The 21,523-nt window shown below is 71.6% G+C and carries 21 protein-coding genes; 2 read left to right on the top strand and 19 right to left on the bottom strand.

What is annotated here, in order from left to right; translation table 11 throughout:
• Positions 1-6: 6 nt before the first annotated feature.
• Both rpsB and DEI92_RS12550 read right to left on the bottom strand, forming a co-directional pair.
• Positions 7-927, bottom strand: coding sequence for a 30S ribosomal protein S2 (gene rpsB, locus DEI92_RS12555; protein WP_111013726.1), 921 nt, complete (start codon positions 925-927; stop codon positions 7-9).
• Positions 928-1,239: 312 nt separating this feature from the next.
• Complete coding sequence (locus DEI92_RS12550; RefSeq protein WP_258370193.1) at positions 1,240-2,688, bottom strand: sugar porter family MFS transporter; 1,449 nt, start codon at positions 2,686-2,688, stop codon at positions 1,240-1,242.
• Between the two features lie 485 nt (positions 2,689-3,173).
• Here DEI92_RS12550 and DEI92_RS12545 point away from each other — a divergent pair, with 485 nt between their 5' ends.
• Positions 3,174-3,605 (top strand): murein hydrolase activator EnvC, encoded by a 432-nt coding sequence (locus DEI92_RS12545; protein ID WP_111013724.1) that lies wholly within the window; start codon positions 3,174-3,176, stop codon positions 3,603-3,605.
• On the opposite strand, the gene DEI92_RS12540 is transcribed toward DEI92_RS12545, so the two are convergent.
• From DEI92_RS12540 to rplS, 9 genes are all read right to left on the bottom strand, one after another.
• Positions 3,590-4,525, bottom strand: coding sequence for a tyrosine recombinase XerC (locus DEI92_RS12540; protein WP_146242915.1), 936 nt, complete (start codon positions 4,523-4,525; stop codon positions 3,590-3,592). The genes DEI92_RS12545 and DEI92_RS12540 overlap by 16 nt on opposite strands.
• 29 nt (positions 4,526-4,554) lie before the next feature.
• A complete protein-coding gene (gene dprA, locus DEI92_RS12535; RefSeq protein WP_111013723.1) occupies positions 4,555-5,772 on the bottom strand; it encodes a DNA-processing protein DprA in 1,218 nt (405 codons plus the stop codon).
• The gene (locus tag DEI92_RS12530; RefSeq protein ID WP_111013722.1) at positions 5,769-7,292 is read right to left on the bottom strand and encodes a YifB family Mg chelatase-like AAA ATPase; all 1,524 of its coding nucleotides are present in this window, start codon (positions 7,290-7,292) and stop codon (positions 5,769-5,771) included. Before DEI92_RS12530 ends, dprA begins: the two co-directional genes overlap by 4 nt.
• Complete coding sequence (locus tag DEI92_RS12525) at positions 7,289-7,663, bottom strand: YraN family protein (protein ID WP_258370192.1); 375 nt, start codon at positions 7,661-7,663, stop codon at positions 7,289-7,291. Before DEI92_RS12525 ends, DEI92_RS12530 begins: the two co-directional genes overlap by 4 nt.
• A gap of 210 nt (positions 7,664-7,873) precedes the next feature.
• Entirely contained in the window at positions 7,874-8,227 is a 354-nt protein-coding gene (locus DEI92_RS12520) for an Lsr2 family protein (protein WP_111009282.1), read from the bottom strand.
• 216 nt (positions 8,228-8,443) lie between these two features.
• A complete protein-coding gene (locus tag DEI92_RS12515) occupies positions 8,444-8,767 on the bottom strand; it encodes a DUF2469 family protein (RefSeq protein ID WP_111009283.1) in 324 nt (107 codons plus the stop codon).
• 28 nt (positions 8,768-8,795) lie between these two features.
• Positions 8,796-9,521 (bottom strand): ribonuclease HII, encoded by a 726-nt coding sequence (locus DEI92_RS12510; RefSeq protein WP_258368492.1) that lies wholly within the window; start codon positions 9,519-9,521, stop codon positions 8,796-8,798.
• Between the two features lie 83 nt (positions 9,522-9,604).
• Positions 9,605-10,354: a signal peptidase I gene (gene lepB, locus DEI92_RS12505; RefSeq protein WP_111009284.1), complete on the bottom strand. Its 750-nt coding sequence runs from the start codon at positions 10,352-10,354 to the stop codon at positions 9,605-9,607.
• Between the two features lie 125 nt (positions 10,355-10,479).
• Complete coding sequence (gene rplS / locus DEI92_RS12500; RefSeq protein ID WP_111009285.1) at positions 10,480-10,830, bottom strand: 50S ribosomal protein L19; 351 nt, start codon at positions 10,828-10,830, stop codon at positions 10,480-10,482.
• 226 nt (positions 10,831-11,056) lie between these two features.
• Here rplS and map point away from each other — a divergent pair, with 226 nt between their 5' ends.
• Complete coding sequence (gene map, locus DEI92_RS12495; RefSeq protein ID WP_111013720.1) at positions 11,057-11,848, top strand: type I methionyl aminopeptidase; 792 nt, start codon at positions 11,057-11,059, stop codon at positions 11,846-11,848.
• Positions 11,849-11,851: 3 nt separating this feature from the next.
• Here map and trmD read toward each other — a convergent pair whose 3' ends face one another.
• The 8 genes from trmD to aroA all read right to left on the bottom strand — a co-directional run bounded on the left by trmD (position 11,852) and on the right by aroA (position 21,397).
• Positions 11,852-12,538 (bottom strand): tRNA (guanosine(37)-N1)-methyltransferase TrmD, encoded by a 687-nt coding sequence (gene trmD / locus DEI92_RS12490; RefSeq protein WP_111013719.1) that lies wholly within the window; start codon positions 12,536-12,538, stop codon positions 11,852-11,854.
• A 3-nt stretch (positions 12,539-12,541) separates the two neighbouring features.
• A complete protein-coding gene (gene rimM, locus DEI92_RS12485) occupies positions 12,542-13,150 on the bottom strand; it encodes a ribosome maturation factor RimM (RefSeq protein WP_111009288.1) in 609 nt (202 codons plus the stop codon).
• Between the two features lie 19 nt (positions 13,151-13,169).
• Complete coding sequence (locus DEI92_RS12480; RefSeq protein ID WP_111009289.1) at positions 13,170-13,406, bottom strand: RNA-binding protein; 237 nt, start codon at positions 13,404-13,406, stop codon at positions 13,170-13,172.
• A gap of 3 nt (positions 13,407-13,409) precedes the next feature.
• Positions 13,410-13,820: a 30S ribosomal protein S16 gene (rpsP, locus tag DEI92_RS12475; RefSeq protein WP_111009290.1), complete on the bottom strand. Its 411-nt coding sequence runs from the start codon at positions 13,818-13,820 to the stop codon at positions 13,410-13,412.
• Positions 13,821-13,997: 177 nt separating this feature from the next.
• Positions 13,998-16,109 (bottom strand): FAD-dependent oxidoreductase, encoded by a 2,112-nt coding sequence (locus DEI92_RS12470; RefSeq protein ID WP_111009291.1) that lies wholly within the window; start codon positions 16,107-16,109, stop codon positions 13,998-14,000.
• Between the two features lie 13 nt (positions 16,110-16,122).
• Positions 16,123-16,941: an SDR family oxidoreductase gene (locus DEI92_RS12465; RefSeq protein ID WP_111013718.1), complete on the bottom strand. Its 819-nt coding sequence runs from the start codon at positions 16,939-16,941 to the stop codon at positions 16,123-16,125.
• Between the two features lie 143 nt (positions 16,942-17,084).
• Positions 17,085-18,263 (bottom strand): acyl-CoA dehydrogenase family protein, encoded by a 1,179-nt coding sequence (locus DEI92_RS12460; protein ID WP_111013717.1) that lies wholly within the window; start codon positions 18,261-18,263, stop codon positions 17,085-17,087.
• Positions 18,260-21,397 (bottom strand): 3-phosphoshikimate 1-carboxyvinyltransferase, encoded by a 3,138-nt coding sequence (gene aroA, locus DEI92_RS12455; RefSeq protein ID WP_111013716.1) that lies wholly within the window; start codon positions 21,395-21,397, stop codon positions 18,260-18,262. The genes DEI92_RS12460 and aroA overlap by 4 nt, the downstream gene beginning before the upstream one ends.
• Positions 21,398-21,523 lie beyond the last annotated feature (126 nt).

The raw sequence follows: 21,523 nt of genomic DNA, 5'->3' as shown, positions 1-21,523 counted from the left end.
CTGGTGTTACTCGGCCGGGGTGGTCTCGGCGGCGGCAGCGGCCTCGGCCGTCGGCTCCGCGTTGACCGTCTCGAGCGGCTCGCCCAGCGGCTTCTCGGCGACCTGCGCGTCGGCGTCGTTCTCCTCGACCGTGGCGCCCTCGCCCTCGGTCTGGCCTGCGGCGGTGTTCGACCCGCCCTGCGCGAGGAGCTCCTGCTCCCACTCGGCCAGCGGCTCGACGGGCTCGTCCGACCTGCCCTGGTGGCGGACGGTCAGGCCCTCGGCGGCGGCGTCGGCGACGATGCGCGTCAGCAGACCGACCGAGCGGATCGCGTCGTCGTTGCCCGGGATCGGGTAGGTGATCTCATCGGGATCGCAGTTGGTGTCGAGGATGCCGATGACCGGGATGCCGAGCTTCTGCGCCTCGTCGATGGCGAGGTGCTCCTTCTTGGTGTCGACGACCCACAGGGCGCTCGGCGTGCGCGTGAGGTTGCGGATGCCACCGAGGGTCTTGTGCAGCTTGTCGAGCTCGCGCTTCTTGATGAGGAGCTCCTTCTTGGTGAAGCCCTTCGTCGTGTCGTCGAAGTCGATCTCCTCGAGCTCCTTCATGCGGGCGAGCCGCTTGGAAACCGTCTGGAAGTTCGTGAGGAGACCACCGAGCCAACGCTGGTTGACGTAGGGCTGGCCGACGCGCGTCGCCTGCTCGGCGATGGAGTTCTGCGCCTGCTTCTTGGTGCCGACGAAGAGGATCGTGCCGCCGTGGGCGACGGTCTCCTTGACGAAGTCGTAGGCGCGGTCGATGTAGGACAGCGACTGCTGCAGGTCGATGATGTGGATGCCCGAGCGCTCGGCGAGGATGAAACGCTTCACCTTCGGGTTCCACCGGCGGGTCTGGTGCCCGAAGTGCACGCCGCTGTCGAGCAGCTGGCGGATGGTGACGACGGCCATGGCCGTTCTCCTTTTCCGGCGCACGGCACGGCCGCGCGCTGATGTTGCGGTTTGTCGACCACGACCGGCGGTCGGGTCCCTGGTGCCCGGCGCACGACCGCCGCGACGCCGGAGAGGACCAGCGGGCGGACCGATGGGCGTGGAGGCCGATGGGCACGCGAAGTCAGCGCTCAGCGCGCTGCTGCACTCAGGATAGCACCAGCCGGTCGCGCCGCAGGACGCCGGGAGGCACGGTGCCGGTGACTCGATCGTCTCCCGTGCCCCGTGCCTCCTGGACGACCGGCAACGCCGATCGCGATGGTCCCGCGCCCGTCAGGACCTGCTGCCGACCTTGCCGCCATCGGCGCTGACACCCATCTCCTCGAGCGAGCGGCCCTTGGTCTCCGGGATCTTGGCGAGCACGAAGAAGAACGACACGAGCGCGAACAACGCGTAGATGCCGTACGTGACCGTCAGGTTGAAGCCCGACAGCGCGGGGAACGTGATCGTGACCACGAAGTTGGCGACCCAGTTGGCCGCCGAACCGATGCCGAGCGCGGTCGCGCGGATGCGGTTCGGGAACATCTCACCCAGGAGCACCCACATGAGCGGGCCCCACGTCGCACCGAACGACACGACGAACAGGTTGGCGAAGACGAGCGCGATGACGCCCCACGGACCCGGCAGGTGCGGATTGCCGCTGGAGTCCAGCGACGCCTGCGAGAACGAGATCGCGACCATGAGCAGCGACACGAACATGCCGGCCGATCCGGCGACGAGCAGGGGCTTCCGACCGAGGCGGTCGACCGTGAAGATCGCCACGAACGTGACGACGACGTTGATCACCGACGAGATGGTCGAGATCGTGAAGGAGTCCGACGCCTTGAACCCGACGGCCTGCCACAGGGTCGTCGAGTAGTAGAAGATCACGTTGATGCCGACGAACTGCTGGAGCACGGCGAGGATGATGCCGACCCAGACGATGCCCTTGAGGCCGAAGCGGTCGCCGCGGATCGTGCCCTTCTGCTGCTGTTCCTCCTGGCGGATGCCGTCCTCGATCTCGTCGAGGGACGTGTCCACGGTGTCGCTCGGCACGATCTTCGTCAGCACCTCCCGCGCATCGTCCTTGCGCCCCTGCGCGGCGAGGTACCGCGGCGACTCGGGCAGCACGAGCGCCAAGACGCCGTACACGACCGACGGGATCACCCCGACGAGGAACATCCACCGCCACGCCTCGAGGCCCCAGAAGTGTCCGCTCGCAGTGCCGCCCCCGCCGATCGCGATGACCTGGTCGGACAGCAGCGCGGCGAAGATGCCCAGCGTGATCGCCAGCTGCTGGAACGACGCCAGTCGACCGCGGATGCCCTTCGGCGCGACCTCGGAGATGTAGGCGGGCGCGATCACCGACGCGGTGCCGATGCCGAGACCGCCGATGAGGCGGAACACCACGAAGAACGTGGTGTCGGGCGAGAACGCCACCGCCACCGAGCTGACGAAGAACAGGATCGCCGCGATGAACATCACGCGGGTGCGGCCCCAACGGTCCGCGACCCGCCCGGCGAAGTAGGCGCCGAAGGCGCAGCCGATCAAGGCGCTCGCGACCGCGAAGCCGCTCCCCCCGGCCGACAGCTTGAACTGGTCGGTGATCGCCGACTCGGCGCCGTTGATCACCGAGCTGTCGAACCCGAAGAGGAACCCGCCGACCGCTGCGGCGATGGCGAACGCAGTCACCTTGCCCTTGAACGCCCGGTCTGTGCCGGACCTCGTCGTCGATGTGCTCACGTGCTCCTCGTTCCCGCCGGCGTACGACCGAGTCGCCGTGCGCTGCCCCGGAGGTCGGCTGGTCGCCGTCCGGGGCGGCGTTGCTCGGGACCGGAGCGCCTGCCACGGTACCCCTGGGGCCGTGTCCGTGGTCGTCATCGCGCGCCGCAGTCGCTCCCCCTCCCCAGGACCCGCCACCAAGCAGCACTCCCCGCACGCTCGCGCAGCGTCCCCTCGAGACGTGCGGTGGGGACCAGGCTCGGCCCATGAACACGACAGGACGGTCGCGAGCGGTGCCCCCTCCCCTGCGGACGACGACGCCGCGCAGATCCTGGACGCGCCTCGGCGCGGCGCTGGTGGTCGTCCCGCGCGTCCTCGTGCTGTGCGTCGTCGCGCTGTGCACCGTCACGCTGGGCGCTGGGCCCGCGCGTGCTGGTTCCTCGTGCGCTGGCCCCCCGTGTGCAGGGGCACCCCGGCGCCCGGCGTCGATCCGCACGTCGGCGAGCATGACGGCGTCGGCCTGGACCTGGCCCGTCCCGGAGCGCGTCGTCCTCCGGCCGTTCGAACCCCCGGCACACGACTACGGCGCGGGGCACCGCGGGATCGACGTCCGCGCATCCGTCGGCACGCTCGCGCTGGCCCCTGCGGCGGGGACCGTGGTGTTCGCCGGGCCCGTGGCAGGACGCGGCGTCGTGACGATCGACCACGGCCGTGGCGTCCGGAGCTCGCTCGACTCGGTCACGCCGGACGTCGTGGTCGGCACCACGGTCGCGGCCGGGACCGCTGTCGGTCGTGTCGCGGTCGGACACTGCCCGGCCGCCGCGCCCTGCGTCCACCTGGGTGTGCGGGTCGACGAGCGGTACGTCGACCCGCTCGCGTACCTCGCACCGGCGGCCTGGCCCGTGCTCCTGCCACTCGGTGATCACGCCCGAGGGTGAGCACTCCGGTACGCCTCGCGCAGGCGCGCACTCGACACGTGGGTGTAGATCTGCGTCGTGCCGAGGCTCGCGTGCCCGAGCATCTCCTGCACGGCCCGGAGGTCGGCCCCGCCATCGAGCAGGTGCGTCGCCGCGCTGTGCCGGAACGTGTGCGGGCCCGCGGGACCGTCCCCCGGTTCAGACGCCAGGATCCGCGCGATGAGCCGGTACACCCCGCGGACGCCGAGCCGGGCACCCCGGTCACCCAGGAACAACGCCGACGGGTCCGGCGCCTGGGCACGGCCGACGAGCACCGGTCGGCCCTGTTCCATCCAGGCACCGAGGGCGTCGTCCGCGGGCACGCCGAAGGGGACGACCCGTTCGCGTCCGCCCTTGCCCAGGACACGGACCGTCAGCCGGTTCCGGTCGACGTCTGTGAGGTCGATGCCCACGAGCTCACCGACCCGCAGCGCCGACGCGTACAGGAGCTCCACGACGGCGCGGTCACGGAGGGCTCCCGGATCGCCGTCCGCGGCGCGGTCACCGAGGGTCGTCAGGATGCCCTCGACACGGTCGGCACGCACCACTCGCGGCAGGTGGGCGCCGCCCTTCGGCGCACGGAGCCGGACGCCGGGGTCGGTGGCGATCCGACCGGTCTCGGCGGCCCACCGGGTGAAGGCGCGCACCGACGAGGCCCGGCGGGCGATCGTCGTCCGAGCGAGTCCACGCTCGGTCGCACGCCACAACCAGTCCCGGAGCACCTCGAGGGTGAGCTCGTCCGGCCGACCGACACCACGCTCCGCCGCGAACGCCACGAGGTCCTCGAGGTCACCGCTGTAGGCGCGGACCGTCTGGGCGCTCAGACCACGACCGTGGACGAGGTGGTCGAGGAACGCGTGCGTGGCGCGGACCAACTCCAGGTCTTCGGCCGCGGGCGTCATGGGCCAACCGTAGTCGCCGCCGGTCGCCCTCACGGAACCAGGCGCCACCCCGTCCGGTGGCGTTCCGCCCGGCCCTCGAGCTCGGCCAGGGCGAGCGCGTCCTCCGTCGCGGCGGTCCCCAGCCCAGACCGTCGAGCGACCTCGTCCACGGACAGTCCCGCGCGGCGGCTGAGCGCATCGAGCACACGGAGCAGCTCGGGGTCGTCCTGCGCCGATCGGATGCGGAGCGGCCCACCGTCGGCGTCCGGACCGCTCACCGCCCGCACCGCATCGGCGGGGGCGGTGAGCAGCGTCGCCCGACCGCTGGACACCAGTCGGTGGCACCCGACCGACGACGGTGAGGTGAGCGGACCCGGCACCGCCAGCACGGGTCGACCGAGCTGAGCGGCGTGATGGGCCGTGTTGAGCGCCCCGGACCGCACGCCCGCCTCGACGACCACGACGGCGTCGGCGAGGGCCGCGATCAACCGGTTGCGCTGGAGGAACCGCCACCGCGTCGGCCGGACCCCGGGTGGCGCCTCGGCCACGACGGCCCCGCGCCGCATGACGCGGTGGAGGAGTTCCACGTTCGCCGCCGGGTAGAGCTGGTCGACACCGCCCGCGAGCACCGCCACGGTGGGTGTACCCGCCGCGAGGGCCACGCGGTGTGCCACCGCGTCGATCCCGTGTGCGCCGCCCGACACGACCAGCACGCCTGCCTCGGCCGCGGCCGAGGCGAGGTCGGCCGCTGTCTCGGCTCCGTAGGGGGTCTCCGCGCGGGACCCCACCACCGCGAGCGATGGCGCGGACGCCCACCACGACGCGGGCGGGGCGGTGCTGCGCACCCAGAGCGCGAGCGGTGCGTGCGGGCCGAGATCCGCCAGCCGCTCGGGCCAGTCACGGTCCCCGGGAACCAGGAGTCGTGCGCCGACCGCCGCAGCCGCGTCGAGCACGCGATCGGGGTCGAGATGTCGCAGCCGCGGCGCCCAGCGGGCGAGCGCGGCGACGAGCGCCTGCACGAGTTCGCGGTGGTCCTCGTCGGCCACCGGAACCCGTGCGCGGCAGGCGTCGGCGATGCGGAGGGCGTCGTCGCCGCGCGTCACCAGGCGGAGCGCGTCCACCGCCCCCAGGGCGGCGACGAGGTGCCCGGCGACCGCGTCCCCCGGCTCCGTGACGACGGTCCAGAGCGCCGCGGCGACGGCCGTGTCCGGATCGCCGTCGTCCGTCCTGCCGACGCCGCGCAGGCGAGCGGCCGCGGTGGCGCTCACAGGGCGCTCCGCAGCGCGATCGCCTGACGCACGTGGTCGGTGTCGGGCCGCTCCTCGCCCGCCAGGTCGGCGAGCGTCCACGCCATGCGCAGGATCCGGTCGTACCCGCGCATCGTCAGCGTCCCCCGTTCGAGTCCGACATCGAGCGACCGTGTCGTCGTGGTCGGCAACGCGATGTCGGCGCTCCGGAGGTGGGTGCCGGGGACGTGGGCGTTGAGCCGCCACGGGGTGCCTCGCCAGCGCCGGGACATCGCGGCCCGGGCGGCGACGACGCGCTCTCGCGCCACGGCGGTGGTCATCGGGTGATCGACGTCGGAGCGGATGCGAGCAGGGGTGACCCGGGGCACCGCGAGCCGCACGTCGATCCGGTCGAGCAACGGGCCGGACAGCCGTCCGAGGTATCGACGCCGCGCGAGCGGCGGGCACTCGCACGGCGGTCCGGGGACGCCGTACCGGCCGCAGGGGCACGGGTTCGCCGCGAGCACGAGTTGGAAGCGTGCCGGGAAGTGCGCGCGTCCCACCGCGCGGTGGATGGTCACCGTGCCGGACTCGAGCGGCTGCCGCAGGGTGTCGAGCACGTTCCGGGGGAACTCGGTCGCCTCGTCGAGGAACAGCACCCCGTGTGTCGCACGGGACACGGCGCCCGGCAGGATGAGACGGCTGCCGCCGCCGATCAGCGCGACCGGGCTCGTCGAGTGGTGCGGGTGCTCGTACGGCGGCCGGACCGTCCACGACTCCGCGCCGTGGCCGGCGAGCGACCGGATGGCCGCCACCTCGAGCGCGGCGACCGGATCGAGGTCGGGCAGGAGGCCGGGCAACCGTTCGGCGAGCATCGTCTTGCCCGCGCCGGGTGGGCCGAGGAACAGCACGTGGTGACCACCGGCGGCCGCCAGGACGAGGGCGCGGACCGCGGTCGGGTTGCCGACGACGTCCGCCAGTTCCTTCGGTTCGGGGTCCGCCGCCGTGACCGCCGCGGCGGTCACGGGTTCGGCCGGCTCGGCGAGCAGGTCGGCTCCTGCCAGGATCGCGGCGTCGCGGAGGGTGACGACCGGCTCGACACGGATGCCGGGGACGTACGACGCCTCGGCGGCGTTGCCCGCCGGCACCACGGCACGCTCGGCACCCGCCTCGCGCGCGGCGGCGAGCATGGGGATGATGCCGGGGACGGGACGGACTCGCCCGTCGAGCCCGAGCTCGCCGATGTGCACCGTCCCGGCCGGGTCGGCGGGCACGACCCCCGCCGCGACGAACACCGCCATGGCGATCGCGAGGTCGAACCCGGAGCCGTGCTTCGGCACGGAGGCCGGGATGAGGTTGACGGTGATGCGCCGCGCGGGCAGCGCGCTGCCCGTGTTCGACGCCGCGGCACGGACCCGCTCCCGGGCTTCACCCAGGGCCGCGTCCGGCAGGCCGATGATGCTGAACGAGGGCAGCTGACTCGACAGGTGCGCCTCGACCTCGACCATGCGGCCGGTGATGCCGAGCAGCGCGACGGCCGTGGTCCGCCCGATGCCGCTCACGCGATGTCCTCGAGGTGCTCGACCGCGACGTGGTCGCCGACCATGAGGACCGCGACTGCGTCGACGCGGACGGCCGAGGCGCGAGCGACGCGGGGATGTGTCGCGCACCACTCCGCGGCGAGCCGGCGGAGCCGGGTGCGTTTGCGGCGGGTGATCGCCTCGAACGGGTGTCCTGCAGTCGTCACCGTGCGCGTCTTCACCTCGACCACGGCCACCGTCTGCCCGTGGCGCACCACGAGATCGAGCTCCCCGCTCGGGCCTCGCCAGTTCCGGTCGAGGACGCGGGCCCCCCGTTCCTCGAACCACCGCGCTGCGATGTCCTCTCCCGCCGCCCCGGTCCGGCGGTTGTGACCGCCATCGTCCTGTGTCACCTGCATCGTTCCTCCCGGACCGAGCCTGCCGAATCCGGGATCCACGCATTTCGCGTGGCGCGGATCGGTGGAAGGAATGCGATTCGGCTGGATTGTGGAGGACGGGAGGAATTGACAGGACGGATGTCCTGCTGAGAACACGAACGGCGGATCCGCGTGCGCGGATCCGCCGTTTCCCGACGGTCGTTCAGCGATCGTCGGAATGCGTCGTCAGTGGGCGGCCGCGTAGGCCTCCTGCACCGCCGCCGAGATACGGCCACGGCTGGAGACGTTGTGACCGTTCTCCTGCGCCCATTCCCGGATCTTCGCGAGATCGGCCGAGTTCCCGCGCTTGGCCGGGGTCTTGGTCGAACCCGATCCGGAACCCGAACGCCGGGCCCCCACCTTCCGCGCTGCGGCGATGTAGTCCGACAGGACTTCGCGGAACGCGTCGACGTGGTCGTTGGACAGGTCTATCTCGTAGGTCGCTCCGTCGAACGCGAACTCGACGGTCCGGCCGTCGCCCGCGCCGATCGGGGTGTCGTCGAGATCGTCCACCAGCTGAACGGTCACCTTCTGGGCCATGTGCACACTCCTTGCCCACCGTGGGGACGGTGGTTCTCCGGTCGTTGACGACGTCGATGACGTGGGGCATGCGGACATGTCCACGAATTGACGCCAGCACACAGCGTAACCATTCCGGATTGCACTCGCTCCCGGAATTGCGGAATGCCGTCGAATTCGTCGGCGCCGGGTCCCTGATTTCACCCCGCCGGGGTGAACACCCCGTGCACGGCGCACCTACTCGTCGAGGGCGAGTTCCTTGGGGAGTTCGAGCTCCCGACTCGTCAGTTCCTCGACGTTGACGTCCTTGAACGTGAGCACTCGAACTGATTTGACGAAGCGATCGGAACGGTAGACGTCCCACACCCAGACGTCGTTCATGCTCAGTTCGAAGTAGAAGTCGTGCTCGGTGTCCCGCCGGACGAGTTCGACCTCGTTCGCCAGGTAGAACCGTCGCTCGGTCTCGACCACGTAGCGGAACTGGGACACCACGTCGCGGTACTCACGGTACAGCGCGAGCTCGACCTCGCGGTCGTAGTCGTCGAATTCGTCGTCATCCATCGCCGCACATCCTACGGCGCGACGAGCTTCAGGAGCGCTCGGGGTCGGCTCCGACGAGCGGGCGGACCCCGTCGTCGACCGACGGGACCGCGTCGTGGGCGGATGGGACCGCGTCGTCGCCGGACGGGACGTCCTCGTCGAGCTCGAACAGCGGCTCGACCTCGACGACGGGATCGCATCGGTGGAGCCACGACCGACGGTGGAGCGCGTGCGGACCGGCGGCACGGATGCCGTCGTAGTGCTCGGTTGAGCCGTAGCCCTTGTTCGACGCCCAGGCGTAGTGCGGGGCCTCCTCGTGCGCGGCGACCATGAGGGCGTCGCGCCGCACCTTCGCGACGACCGACGCGGCGGCGACCGAGGCGCAGTCGCGGTCGGCCTTGACCCGCACGAGCACGTCGACCGGGTCGCGGAGCGCTCGGCTCAGCCAGTCGAACGAGCCGTCGAGGACCACGACCGCACCGTCCAACGCGATCCCGGCCGCGACGAGCTGGTCGATGCCGCGCGCCCCGGCCACTCCGAGCGCCGTGACGATGCCCTGCTCGTCCACGAGGTCCGCCGATGCCATCCCGACCGCGGTGGTCGCCCAGGCCTCGAGCCGCGGCACCAGCGCCTCACGCTTGGCGGGCGAGAGCAGCTTCGAGTCCGCGAGCCCGCTCGGCATCCGGCCGACCGCGATCGTGACCGCCGCGACCCCGACGGCCACGGGGCCGGCGATCGCTCCGCGACCGACCTCGTCGCACCCGATGACGGTCACGCGACCCTGCTCGAGCAAGGAGCGTTCCCATCGCAGGGTCGGCCGCGCAGGCCGCTTCGCGCCGCGCACTGCGCCCGCCGCCGTCACGAGTCCCGCTGCTCCACGCCCGCGAAGACGTCCGGGTAGTCGCCGAGCCACGACCACCGGCTCGTCGGCCACGAGATCACGAACGCGCGCCCCACGACGTCGGACTCCGGCACGAAGCCATGGCTCGGCGTCTGCCGGTTGTACCGGGAGTCCTTCGAGTCGTACCGGTTGTCCCCCATCACCCACAGCGAGTGGGCCGGCACGGTGATCGAGAAGTCCGTGCCGGATGCGCGGGTCTCCCCCGCCGGCAGGGTGATGTACGGCTCCTTGATGGGCACGCCGTTCACCGAGAGCTGTCCGAAGTCGTTGCAGCAGGACACCTTGTCGCCCGGCAGCCCGATCACGCGCTTGATCAGGTGGTCGTCGCTGTCCGCGGTCCCGAGGCCGACCTGCGTGAGCAGCCACTCGGCGGCCTTGCCGAGCGCGGTGTGCGGGGTCAGGTCGGGGAGCTGCTCGCCGTCGAGCCATCCACCCGGGTCCTTGAACACGACGACGTCACCGCGCTTGAGTCCGACCACGTGCGGCACGAGTTCGTTCACGATGACCCGGTCGTTCGGGACGAGGGTCTCCTCCATCGACGCCGAGGGGATGTAGAACGACCTGATCAGGAACGTCTTCACGAGGAACGACACGAGCAGCGCCGCGAGGAAGATGATGACGAGGTCGCGGAGGAAGGTGAGCGCTCCATTGCGGCGGCGCGGCTCGCCCCGGCGACGGGTCTCCCCGTCGGTGATCGGTTCGGTCATTGACGTCCTGCTGGTCCTTGAACGGTGACGGACGAAACAGCGAAGGCCCCCCGTCCAGCGAACACGCTACATGGACGGGAGGCCCTCGCCGACGCTCGGCGCGCTGGCTGATCCTTCGAGGAGGATCAGGCTTCGCGCTTCTCCTTGATCTTCGCCTTCTTGCCGCGGAGCTCGCGGAGGTAGTAGAGCTTGGCGCGACGCACGTCACCGCGGGTCACGAGCTCGATGTGGTCGATCACCGGGGAGTGCACCGGGAAGGTCCGCTCGACGCCGACCTGGAAGCTGACCTTGCGGACCGTGAAGGTCTCGCGGACCCCGTGGCCCTGCCGGCCGATCACGACGCCCTGGAACACCTGGACACGCGAGCGCGTGCCTTCGATGATGTTGACGTGCACCTTGACGGTGTCACCGGCGCGGAAGGCGGGGATGTCGCTCTTGAGCGAGGCGGCGTCCACCTGGTCGAGGAGCTGGCTCATGATGTGTCACTCTCTGCGGCCGCGCACGGGTCGGTCGCTGATCGATGGGAAGATGTGGTGCGTGCCCCACGAGCGGCGGTTCCCCCGTGGCAGAACCAGGCCAGGGCACGGCTGTCCATCTTGCCACAGGCTGTATGGCCAGCGCCACCCGGGCCGTCAGCCTGGACCACGTCCCGCGCGGGGTCGGCGTGCCGAAGCGCGGCCCGTGCGGTGCAGGATGGTGTGCATGATCGAACTGCGCACCCCCGCCGAGCTCGACGGCCTCCGCACCGCCGGACGGTTCGTCGCGGACGTCCTGGACGCGCTCGTCGACGCCACCGACGTCGGCGTCGACCTGCTCGACCTCGACGCGCTGGCCGGTCGGATGATCGCGGAGCACGGCGCGGAGAGCTGCTACGTCGATTACCACCCGTCGTTCGGCGCGATGCCGTTCGGCCGGTACCTCTGCACGTCCGTCAACGACGCCGCGCTGCACGGCCTGCCCCACGCGCAGCGCCTCGTCGACGGCGATCTGGTGAGCCTCGACTTCGCCGCGAGCGTGGACGGCTGGGTCGCGGACTCGGCCGTGACGGTCCAGGTGGGGACCCCGCGCGCCGAGGACCAGCGCCTCGTCGCGACCGTCCGGCGCGCGCTCGACGCGGGGATCGCCGCGGCGCGTCCCGGCAACCGTCTCGGCGACGTCTCGTCGGCCATCGGCTCGGTGGCACGGGATGCGGGCTACCCGGTCAACCTCCAGTTCGGCGGCCACGGTGTCGGCCGCTCGATGCACGGCGACCCCCACGTCCCGAACGACGGCCGCGCGGGCCGGGGGATGGTCCTCCGTCCCGGTCTCGTGATGGCGATCGAGCCGTGGCTCATGGCCGGCACGGACGAGCTCTACCAGGACCAGGACGGCTGGACCCTGCGCAGCAGCGACGGGTCGCGGGCGGCGCACGTCGAGCACACCGTGGCGGTCACGGAGGACGGCCCGGAGGTCCTCACGCTGCGCAGCGCCGAGCGGGCCGCCCTCCTCGCCTGACGTCTAGTCGCCGAGGAGGTCCGGGCGGACCCGCCGTGTCCGCTCGAGCTGCTGCTCGTGGCGCCACGCAGCGACGCGCCCGTGGTGCCCGCTGAGCAGGACCTCGGGGACGTCGAGACCCCGCCAGGACGCCGGCTTCGTGTAGCTCGGGTACTCGAGCAGGCCGTCCTCGTGCGACTCCTCGTTGAGGCTCTCGGGGTTGCCGACGACGCCCGGGACGAGCCGCCCCACGGCCTCGACGATCGCCATCGCCGCGACCTCGCCACCGTTGAGCACGTAGTCCCCGAGCGAGACCTCACGCAGGGACGCGCGGGAGGACGCCCACTCGACGACCCGCGCGTCGATGCCCTCGTACCGGCCGCACGCGAACACGAGGTGTTCCTGCTCGGCGAGGGCACGCGCGGTCTCCTGTCGGAACGGCACCCCGGCGGGGGTCGGCACGACGAGGGTCGAGGACCGGTCGGGCCGCAGGAGCCCTTCGAGCGCGAGGCCCCACGGCTCCGGCTTCATCACCATGCCGGCACCGCCGCCGTACGGGGTGTCGTCGACGGTCCGGTGGCGGTCCGAGGTGTGGTCGCGGAGGTCGTGCACGTGCACGTCGAGCAGCCCCCCCTGCCGCGCGCGACCGAGGAGCGAGACGTCCAGCACGCCGAAGAACTCCGGGAAGATCGTGACGATGTCGATCCGCACGGGTCAGTCCTCGTCGTGGTCGGTGGCGGACCCGTCGGCCTCCGCCTCCGACGCACCGGCGGCGTCCTCCGGGCCGTCGGCGGCGTCCTCGGGCGCTTCGATGACCTCCTCGAACAGCCCGGTCGGGGGCGTCACGGTGAGCGTGCCCCCGGCGATGTCCACCGACGGGACGATCGCGCTCACGAACGGGACGAGGACCTCGCCACGGGACGGCGTGTCGATCGCCAGCAGGTCCTGCGCCGGCAGGTGGTCGACCCGCGCGACCGTCCCGACCTCGACGCCCTCGCGGAGGACCCGGAGCCCGACGAGCTGGTGGTCGTACCATGCGTCGTCCTCGCCCGTCGGCTCGTCCTCGTCCTGCTCAACCCAGAGGATCGCCTTGACGAGCGTCTCGGCGACCGTCCGGTCGGGGACACCGACGAAGAACGCGACGGGGTGCGCGTTGTACCACCGGAGCTCCTGGAGCTCGAGGTCCTTGCCGGACCACGGCGAATCGTCCGGCACCTGGAGCGAGAAGACGGCTCCCGGGGTGAACCGACGGTCCGGGTCGTCGGTGTAGAGCTCGAGCTTGAGACCGCCCTTGAGCCCGTGCGCCTTGCTGAGTCGACCCACCCGGAGCTGGGTCGTGCGACTAGGAATCGGTGTCGACCACGTCGACCCGCACCCGCTGACCGTCGGCGAGCGCCGACACGAGGGTGCGGAGCGCCTTCGCGGTCCGTCCGGCGCGTCCGATCACGCGGCCGAGGTCCTCGGGGTGCACGCGCACCTCGAGGACCTCGCCACGCGGAGAGGTGGAGCTGGCGACGCGCACGTCGTCAGGGTGATCGACGATCCCCTTGACGAGGTGCGTCAGCGCGGATTCGAGCAAGACCTACGCCTCGGCGGCGGTCTCGTCGGTGGCGTCCGCGGCCGGAGCGGCCGGGGCCTGCTTCTCCGACTTCGGCTTGAGGACCGGCTTCTTCTTGTCGTCGGCAACGAAGGCCTGCTTCGGCTCGGCGGTCTTGACGGTGCTCGTCGCCGAGGCGTCGCCCTTGAACTTGCCCCAGTCACCCGTGAGCTTGAGGAGGGCGGCGACCTGCTCGGTCGGCTGCGCGCCGACGCCGAGCCAGTACTGCGCGCGGTCCGAGTCGATGTCGATGACCGAGGGCTCCTCGGTCGGGTGGTACTTGCCGATCTCCTCGATGACACGACCATCGCGCTTGGTGCGCGAGTCGGCGACGACGACACGGTAGTACGGCGCTCGGATCTTCCCGAGGCGCTTGAGGCGGATCTTGACAGCCACGTTTGCTCCTGTTGCGTGTTCAGAGTGGTTGAACTGCCGACCGTGGGCGTGGGGGCACACGCGGCGAAAGCTCGGATGGAAGTCGCGCACCGCCTGATAGAGGGTCGGGCGGGCAGGACTCGACCGTTCATTCTTGCAGATGACCGGGAGGCTCGCCAACCGGCACGCGGTCGGGCGTCAGGGAGCGAGCCGCCGGACCGCTTCGAGCGCCTCCGTGGTCGCGCGGACCGCGTCCACCGAACGGGCGTCCCGCGCACCGCCGACGACCGCGAACGGCACCCCGGTCGCCGCGAGTTCCGACGCCAGGTCGCTCGACGCCTCCTGCCCGGCGCAGAGCACCACCGTGTCCGCGGGCACGGCGACCGGTGTGCCGTCCTCGTCGAGGATCCGGAGCACCCCGGGCTCGATCCCCACGTACTCGCGCACGCCTCCGATGAAGCAGACCCCCGCGTCCCGGAGACGGCCGAGCGCGACCCAGCGCGAGGTGATCCCCACACCCTGTCCGAACTTGCCGGAGCGGCGGAGCACGGTCACGTCGGGCCCCGGCCGGAGCGTGCGGTCAGCGGCGGGTTCGCGCTGCGGCAGGTCACCGACGAGCCCGTCGAAGCCGTCGAGCCCCCAGCGCTCGTCGAACTCCGCGGCCCGACGCGACTCGTCGGGCGACTCCACGAGGAACGCGGCCGTGTCGACACCGATCCCACCGCCGCCGATCACGGCCACGCTGCCCGCGGGAACGCCGTGCCGGAGCGCCTGCTCGTACGTGACGACGTGCGGCAGGTCCGCTCCGGGGATCGTCACCGTGCGGGGCACGACGCCGGAGGCGAGCACGACGCCGTCGCTGTCGGCGAGGTCGGCGGCGGTGGCGGTCCGGCCGAGCAGGACCTCCGCGCCGCGCTCGACGAGTTCCGCGTGCGCGGACCGGACCGGACCGGCGTAGTCCTCTTTCCCGGGGATGCGGGAGGCGAGCCCGAACTGCCCGCCGAGCTCGTCCGCGCGCTCCCAGAGTCGCACCCGGTGCCCGCGACGCGCCGCGTCGACGGCCGCCGCGAGACCCGCCGGTCCCCCGCCGACGACGTCGATCCGCTTCGGCTCGGCCGTCGGACGGACCGGGAACGCGACCTCACGAGCGGCCCGCGGGTTCACGAGGCACGACACCGGCTGACCGACGATCGACCGGTCGAGGCACGCCTGGTTGCAGCCGATGCACGTCGTGACCAGGTCGAACCGGCCGCGGAGGCTCGTGCCGACGATGGACGGATCGGCGAGGAACGGGCGGGCGAGGGCCACCGCATCGACGAGCCCGCGTTCGAGGACCGCCTCGACGTCGCGGAGGTCGGTCATGCGGTTCGACGCCAGCACCCGGACGTCCGGGCGGTCGGAGGAGCGCACGACGCGCGCGATGCGTTCGACGTACGACAGCCAGACACCGTGCGGCACGGCGGCCTGCACGGTCGGTACCCGGGACTCGTGCCAGCCGACCCCGACGCTGATGCCGTCGATCCCGGTCGGCAGCAGGTCGCGGACGAGTGCGTCGACGTCCTCCGGCGACGACGACCCCGGCATGAGGTCGACCCCGGACAGGCGGATCGTCACCGCGAGGTCCGGTACCGCGCTGCGGACGGCGCGCGCGACCTCCACGGCGAACCGCCGCCGACGCTCGGGGTCGCCACCCCATGCGTCGTCCCGCTGGTTCGTGAGCGGCGAGCAGAACTGGTTGACGAGGTAGCCCTCGGACGCCATGATCTCGACGCCGTCGAACCCGATGTCCCGGGCGGCCCGGGCCGCGTCGGCGAAGTCCTCGATCGTCCGGAGGACCTCGTCGTGGGTCAGCGCCTCGGGCACGACACCGCGCGCGGCCGCCCACGGCAGGGGCGACGGCGCGACGGCGCGCTGCGGCGCACCGTTCCGGTCCGTGAGCCCGGCGACCAGGGCGTAGCGACCAGCGTGGAAGAGCTGGGCGAGGATGGCGCCGCCCTCGGCGTGCACGGCGTCGACGGCGGTGCGGAAGCGGTCGTCGGTGTCCCCCACCCCGAACACCGCGAAGTCCGGGCCGCCGCGCGCCTCGTCGTTGACCGCGATGCCGCCGGTGATGAGCAGCGCCGCTCCCCCGGCGGCTCGCTCCCGGTAGAACGCGGCCATGCCGGCGCCCCCGTCGTCGTGCACCTCGAGTCCGGTGTGCATGCTGCCCATCACGACACGATGCGGCAACGTGATCGGACCGAGCGACCACGGGGTCGTGGTGACGGCGAGCGGTGCGGCGGTCGTCAGTGGTGTCGACGGGTCGGACATGGGCGCGAGGGTCCTACTCCGGCAGGACGGCGTCGCGCAGCGGCGACGTCGTGTCCGACCAGAAGGGCGGCGCGATGACGGTGAGCCCACCGTCGACCGACAGCACCTGTCCGGTGATGTAGGACGCCTTGTCCGAGAGCAGGAAGTCGACCGCGTCCGCGATGTCGTCCGGGGTGCCGGGCCGCTGCAGCGGCAGCTTCTCGAGCACGGTGTGCATCGGGGCCTGACCGGGGACGTTCGAGTAGAAGTAGTCGAGCGAGTCGGTGTCGATGAGTCCACCGTTGACCGCGTTGACGGTGATCTGCCGCGGACCGAACTCGACCGCCATGTACTTCATGTAGGACTCGGTCATCGCCTTCGCGGCGCCGAGCGCGGCGTACGTGGGGAACGCCCGCAGCGAGCCGTAGGACGTGACGACGACGATCCGACCGCCGTCGTCCATGAGCTCCGCCGCGCGCTGGGCGCCGAGCACGAACGACCGCGCGTTGGTCGCGTAGCTGCGGTCGAGGTGGTGGAGCTTCAGCTCCTTGACGGCCTTGAACGCGCTGGCTGCCGCGTTCGCCACGAAGTAGTCGAGCCGTCCGTAGGTGTCGCGGACGACGTCGAAGAGCGCGTCGATGGACTCGGGCTGCTCGATGTCGACCTGGGCGGTGATGCCGTCACCACCGGCGGCCTTGACGTCGGCGAGCGACTCCTCGGCCAGGTCGGCGTTGCCCTTGTAGGTCACGACGACGGTGACGCCGCGCGCGCCGAGCTTCTTCGCGAGCAGGCGGCCGATGCCGCGGGATGCGCCGGTGATGACGGCGACGGGTGCACTGGTGGTGTCGGCCACGGGGGTTCCTTGTCTCGCTGGTGCCGGCGCGTGCGCGCCGGTCGGGGGTGGGGCGGACGTCACGCGGGTGGGACGGTCACGCTGGTGCTGACGGTCGGGAGGCACGGGACGGGCCCGCCCCGCGCCTCCCGACCGAGGTCATGTCAGAATCGCGCCTGTCCGGTGACGACCGCGCGGCCGACCACGAGCTTCTGGATCTCGTTCGTGCCCTCCTCGAAGCGCTGCGCACGGGCGTCGCGGTACACGCGCTCGATCGTGTTGCGCTTCCAGTAGCCGGATCCGCCGTGCACCTGCAGGGCCTTGTCGGTGACCCGCGCGAGCATGTCCACGGCGACCATCTTCGACGCGCTCGAGAGCGTTCCCGCGTCGGCGCGGCCCTCCTCGTAGGCGCGGGCGGCCTCGTACACCAGGGCCCGCGCGGCCGCGATGTCCGCGTAGTTCTCGGCGAGGTAGAACTGGATCGCCTGTCGGCTGCTCAGCTTCTTGCCGAAGGTCTCGCGGGTGTTCGCGTACTCGACGGCCAGTTCGTTCGCACGCTCGGCCAGACCCACGGCGCTCATCGCGACCGACACGCGGCTCGGCAGGAGGAACCCGCCGAGCGCGACCTCGAGCCCCTGGCCCTCCTCGCCGAGGCGCGCGGACACCGGCACCGGGACGTCGTGGAACTTGAGGATGGCGTGGTCGGTGCCCCGGATGCCCATGGTGTCCGAGTCGTCGATCACCTCGGCGCCCGGCAGACCCGAGTTCGGCATGAGGAACGCGACCGTGCCCTCCTGGCCCGTCGACCCCTCGAGCCGCGCCGCCAGCAGCCAGTAGTCGCACTTCACGCCGAACGTGATGAGGTGCTTCTCGCCGTTCATGACGTAGGTGTCGCCCTCGCGCCGGACGGTCGTGCGGATGTCCGCACCGGTACCCGCGGTCGCCTCGGTCAGCGTGAACGCCACGAGCGTGTCACCGGCGATCGACGGCTTGACGACCTCTTCGAGCTGCTCCGGAGTCGCGTACGGCGCCATGGCGCGCCACGTGCCGTTGATGACGTGCACGAGCATGCGGATCGAGCCGTGGGAGCGCGAGATGATCTCCATGATCTCGAGGTAGCGCGGGAACGGGATCCCACGACCGCCGAGCTCGACGGGCGCCGCCAGGCCCAGCCATCCACGCTCGCGCAGGTCCACGAGGACCTGCGGGGGGACCTGCCCGGTGCGCTCGATCTCGTTCGCGTAGTCCTCGCCGGGGCCGCGCACCCACGCGTCCACCTCGGCCTTGAGCTGCTGGAACGCGTCCTCGTCGAACGGGGCCACGGTCTCGGTCACCTGCGTCATGAGTTCTCCTTCTGGGCGACGAGCGCCGCGGCCTGCTCGCGCAGGACGTTCTTCTGGACCTTGCCCACCGCGTTCCGCGGCAGTTCGTCGATGTACTCGAGCCGCTCCGGCCAGTAGTACTTCGACACGTTGGCGTGCTCGAGGTACTGCTGCATCGCACCGAAGTCGAGGGTCTCGTCGTCACGCGACGACACCACGAACGCGCAGGCACGTTCCCCGAGTCGCTCGTCGGGCATCGCGACGATCGCGACGTCCGTGACGAGGGGGTGCTGGTACAACAGGTTCTCGATCTCGACCACGGGGATCTTCTCACCGCCGCGGTTGATGACGTCCTTCACCCGGCCGGTGATGCTGAGGAACCCCTTGTCGTCGATCCGCGCGAGATCGCCGGTGCGGTACCACCCGTCCGGGGTGAACACGTCGTCGGTGAGGTCGGGGCGGTCGAGGTACCCGTCGAACATCGTCGGCGAGTGCAGCTCGAAGTTGCCCTCGCTCCCCACCGGGAGCTCGGCGCCCTCGTCGTCGACGATGCGCAGGCGGATGCCCGGCAACGCGCGCCCGTCGTGCCCGTATGCGTCCGCCGGGTCGTCGCTCGGGCTCGAGAGCGCGCCGAGGCAGGTCTCACTCGTGCCGAAGGCGCCGAGGATCGCGCTCCCGAGCACCGTCGCGGCGCGCTGCGCGAGCGCGCGTGGGACCGCGGCGCCCGTGGGCACGAAGATCCGCAACGACGCGGGCTGCTCGGCCCCGGCCTCGACGAGGTCGACGAGGTCGGTCAGGAACGGCGTCGCGCACTGCACGAACGTCGCCCCGGCCGCTCCGAACGCCTGGTCGAGCGCCACGCGGCCGTCCCAGACGGGCTGGATCACCTGCGCGACGCCGAGGCGGAACGCCAGGAGCATGCCGTAGAGGAACCCGGTCTGGTGTGCCAACGGCGACGGGATGTAGATGCGGTCCTCGGCACCGAGACCGGTCTGCGCGACGTGCATCGCGGTGGCCAGGCCCAGCGTCCGGTGTGGGTGCTGGACGCCCTTCGGCTCCCCCGTCGTCCCGGAGGTGAACAGCAGCTGGCAGATGTCGTCCGGACCGGGCGACATCGAGCGGATCTGCGCGGTGTCCGGTTGGACCGACTCGAGCGCGGTGTCGTAGTACCGCCAGTTCCACTCGGAGGCGTCGACGCGGTCCATGGCGTCAGCGGGCATCGGCGGCAGGTTCGTCGGGGTGTCCTGGTGCCCGCGGGCCTCCGACCGCAGGACCACGACGTGCTCGACCGCGAGCCGACGGTTCTGCGCAGCTGCCTCGTCCACCACGTCGAGCAGCTCGATCGCGGGCCGGCGCTTGCGGAACACGTTCGGCAGGAACACGACGCGGGCACGCGACCGCGCGAGCGTCATGGTGGTCTCACGCGGTCCGAACACCGGCATGATCGGGGTCGCGACGGCGCCGATCTGGACCGCGCCGAGCGTGATGGCGACGAACTCCCGCCAGTTCGGCAGCTGCATCGCGACCGACTCGCCCTTGCGCACGCCGAGCTCGAGCAGGAGCGCGGACACCTGGTCCGCCTCGTCCTGGAGCTGCTTCCACGTGGTCGTGACCGCGGCCGGTCCGCCAACCTCGATCACCGCGGCTCCGTCGGGGTCCGACTCGGCGAGTGCCCGGACGCGCTCGCTGAGCACGAGCGGCTCGGCGTCGATCCCCGCCGGGACCGCGGTCTCCTCGGCGGCGACGGCGCCGAGGTCCTCGGCGGCGTCCTCGGGGTCGAAGCCCTCGGCGGAGTCGGCCGCGGCGAGCGCCGCGGTGGCGTCCCCGACCTCCATGTCGAGCCCGACCGAGTTCATCGCCTCGAGGAACGTCGGGTAGGAGATGCGGTACGCCCTCGGGTAGGTGAGCGCGGACACGCCGTCGGCCTTCGACGCCGCGACGGCGAGCGACATGAGCACGCGGTGGTCGTTGAACGACGACATCGGCGATCCGGTGAGCTGCTGCACCCCCGTGACGCGGAGCTCGTCCGCGCCCTGCTCCGCGCGGCCGCCCATCCGGTTCAGCTGCAGCATGGCGGCGACACGATCGGACTCCTTGAGACGGATGTGCGCGACGTTCCACAGGCGGCTCGTGCCCACGGCGAAGGTCGCCATGGTGGACAGGATGGGCAGGAGGTCCGGGATCGGTTGGCAGTCGATGTCGAGTGGCCGGAGCGGCGAGCCGTCGTGCGTGATGCGCACGAACCCGGTCTCCTCGTCGATGCGCATCGGGACGCCCATCGCGGTGGCGAGGTCGAGGAACTCGCTCTCGGGGTGGTCGGTGTCGGCGGTCCGGAACGAGGTCATCCCACGCAGGAGCACGTCCGATTCGCGGATGCCCGCGGCGGCGATCCCGAACGCGGCCGAGCCGATGTCCGGCGGGATGACGTAGTCGTGCGGCGTCGCGCGCTGGTTCGCCGGCACGCGGTACTCGAGCCAGTCGTCCGAGACCTCGACGGTCAGTCCGAACTGGCGCATCATCGCGACCGTCAGCTCGACGTAGGGCTGCTCGTTCAGGCGGCCGCCCGTGATGTGGATGCGGGTCTCCTGCTCGGCGAACGGGGCGACCAGGAGCAGTCCGGAGACCCACTGCGACAGGGTGCCGGCGATCGAGACGTCGCCACCGCGCGGCCGTCGGGGCTGCACGGTGATGGGCGGGCAGTCGTTCGTCGCCTCGAGTTCGACGCCCATCTGCGTGAGCGAGGTCAGGAGCGCCTTGATCGGGCGCCGCTGGAAGTACTTCATGCCCGTGAGCGTCATCGGGCGGTCGGCGAGTGCGGCCAGGCCCGTCATGAAGTAGAGGGTGGTCCCGGACGAGCCCATGTTGAGCAGACCGTCCGCCCCGCGGGAGCCGTGGTCGACGATGTCGGTGGCGACGTAGCGACCGCCGAGCCCCGTCACGAGGTAGTCGTTGCCCCGTCGCACGATGTCGACACCGAGCGCCCGCAGCGTCCCGACCGTCCACTCGACCTGCCGCGTCGTGCTGATGCCCGACACGACGCTGGTGCCCTCCGCCAGTGATGCGAGGACCAGCGCTCGATGCGCGTGGTACTTGGACACGGGGATGTCGAGTTCCCCGACGAGGGGTGCGGATGTCCCGCGGACGACCAGCTGCATGCGTACCTCATTCCGTGGCGGAGCGGATCCACCGTAGTCCTCGCCGAGCGCGGGTCGAAACCGCCGGGGGAACGACGCGCGGGAGCCGTTGTTGTGCGTGTCCGACAATGCACGAGGCAGGATGGG

Source organism: Curtobacterium sp. MCBD17_034 (assembly GCF_003234515.1).
Classification (GTDB): domain Bacteria; phylum Actinomycetota; class Actinomycetes; order Actinomycetales; family Microbacteriaceae; genus Curtobacterium.
The sequence above is the reverse complement of the archived record's forward strand: the minus strand, read 5'-3'. Positions and strand labels throughout refer to the sequence as shown.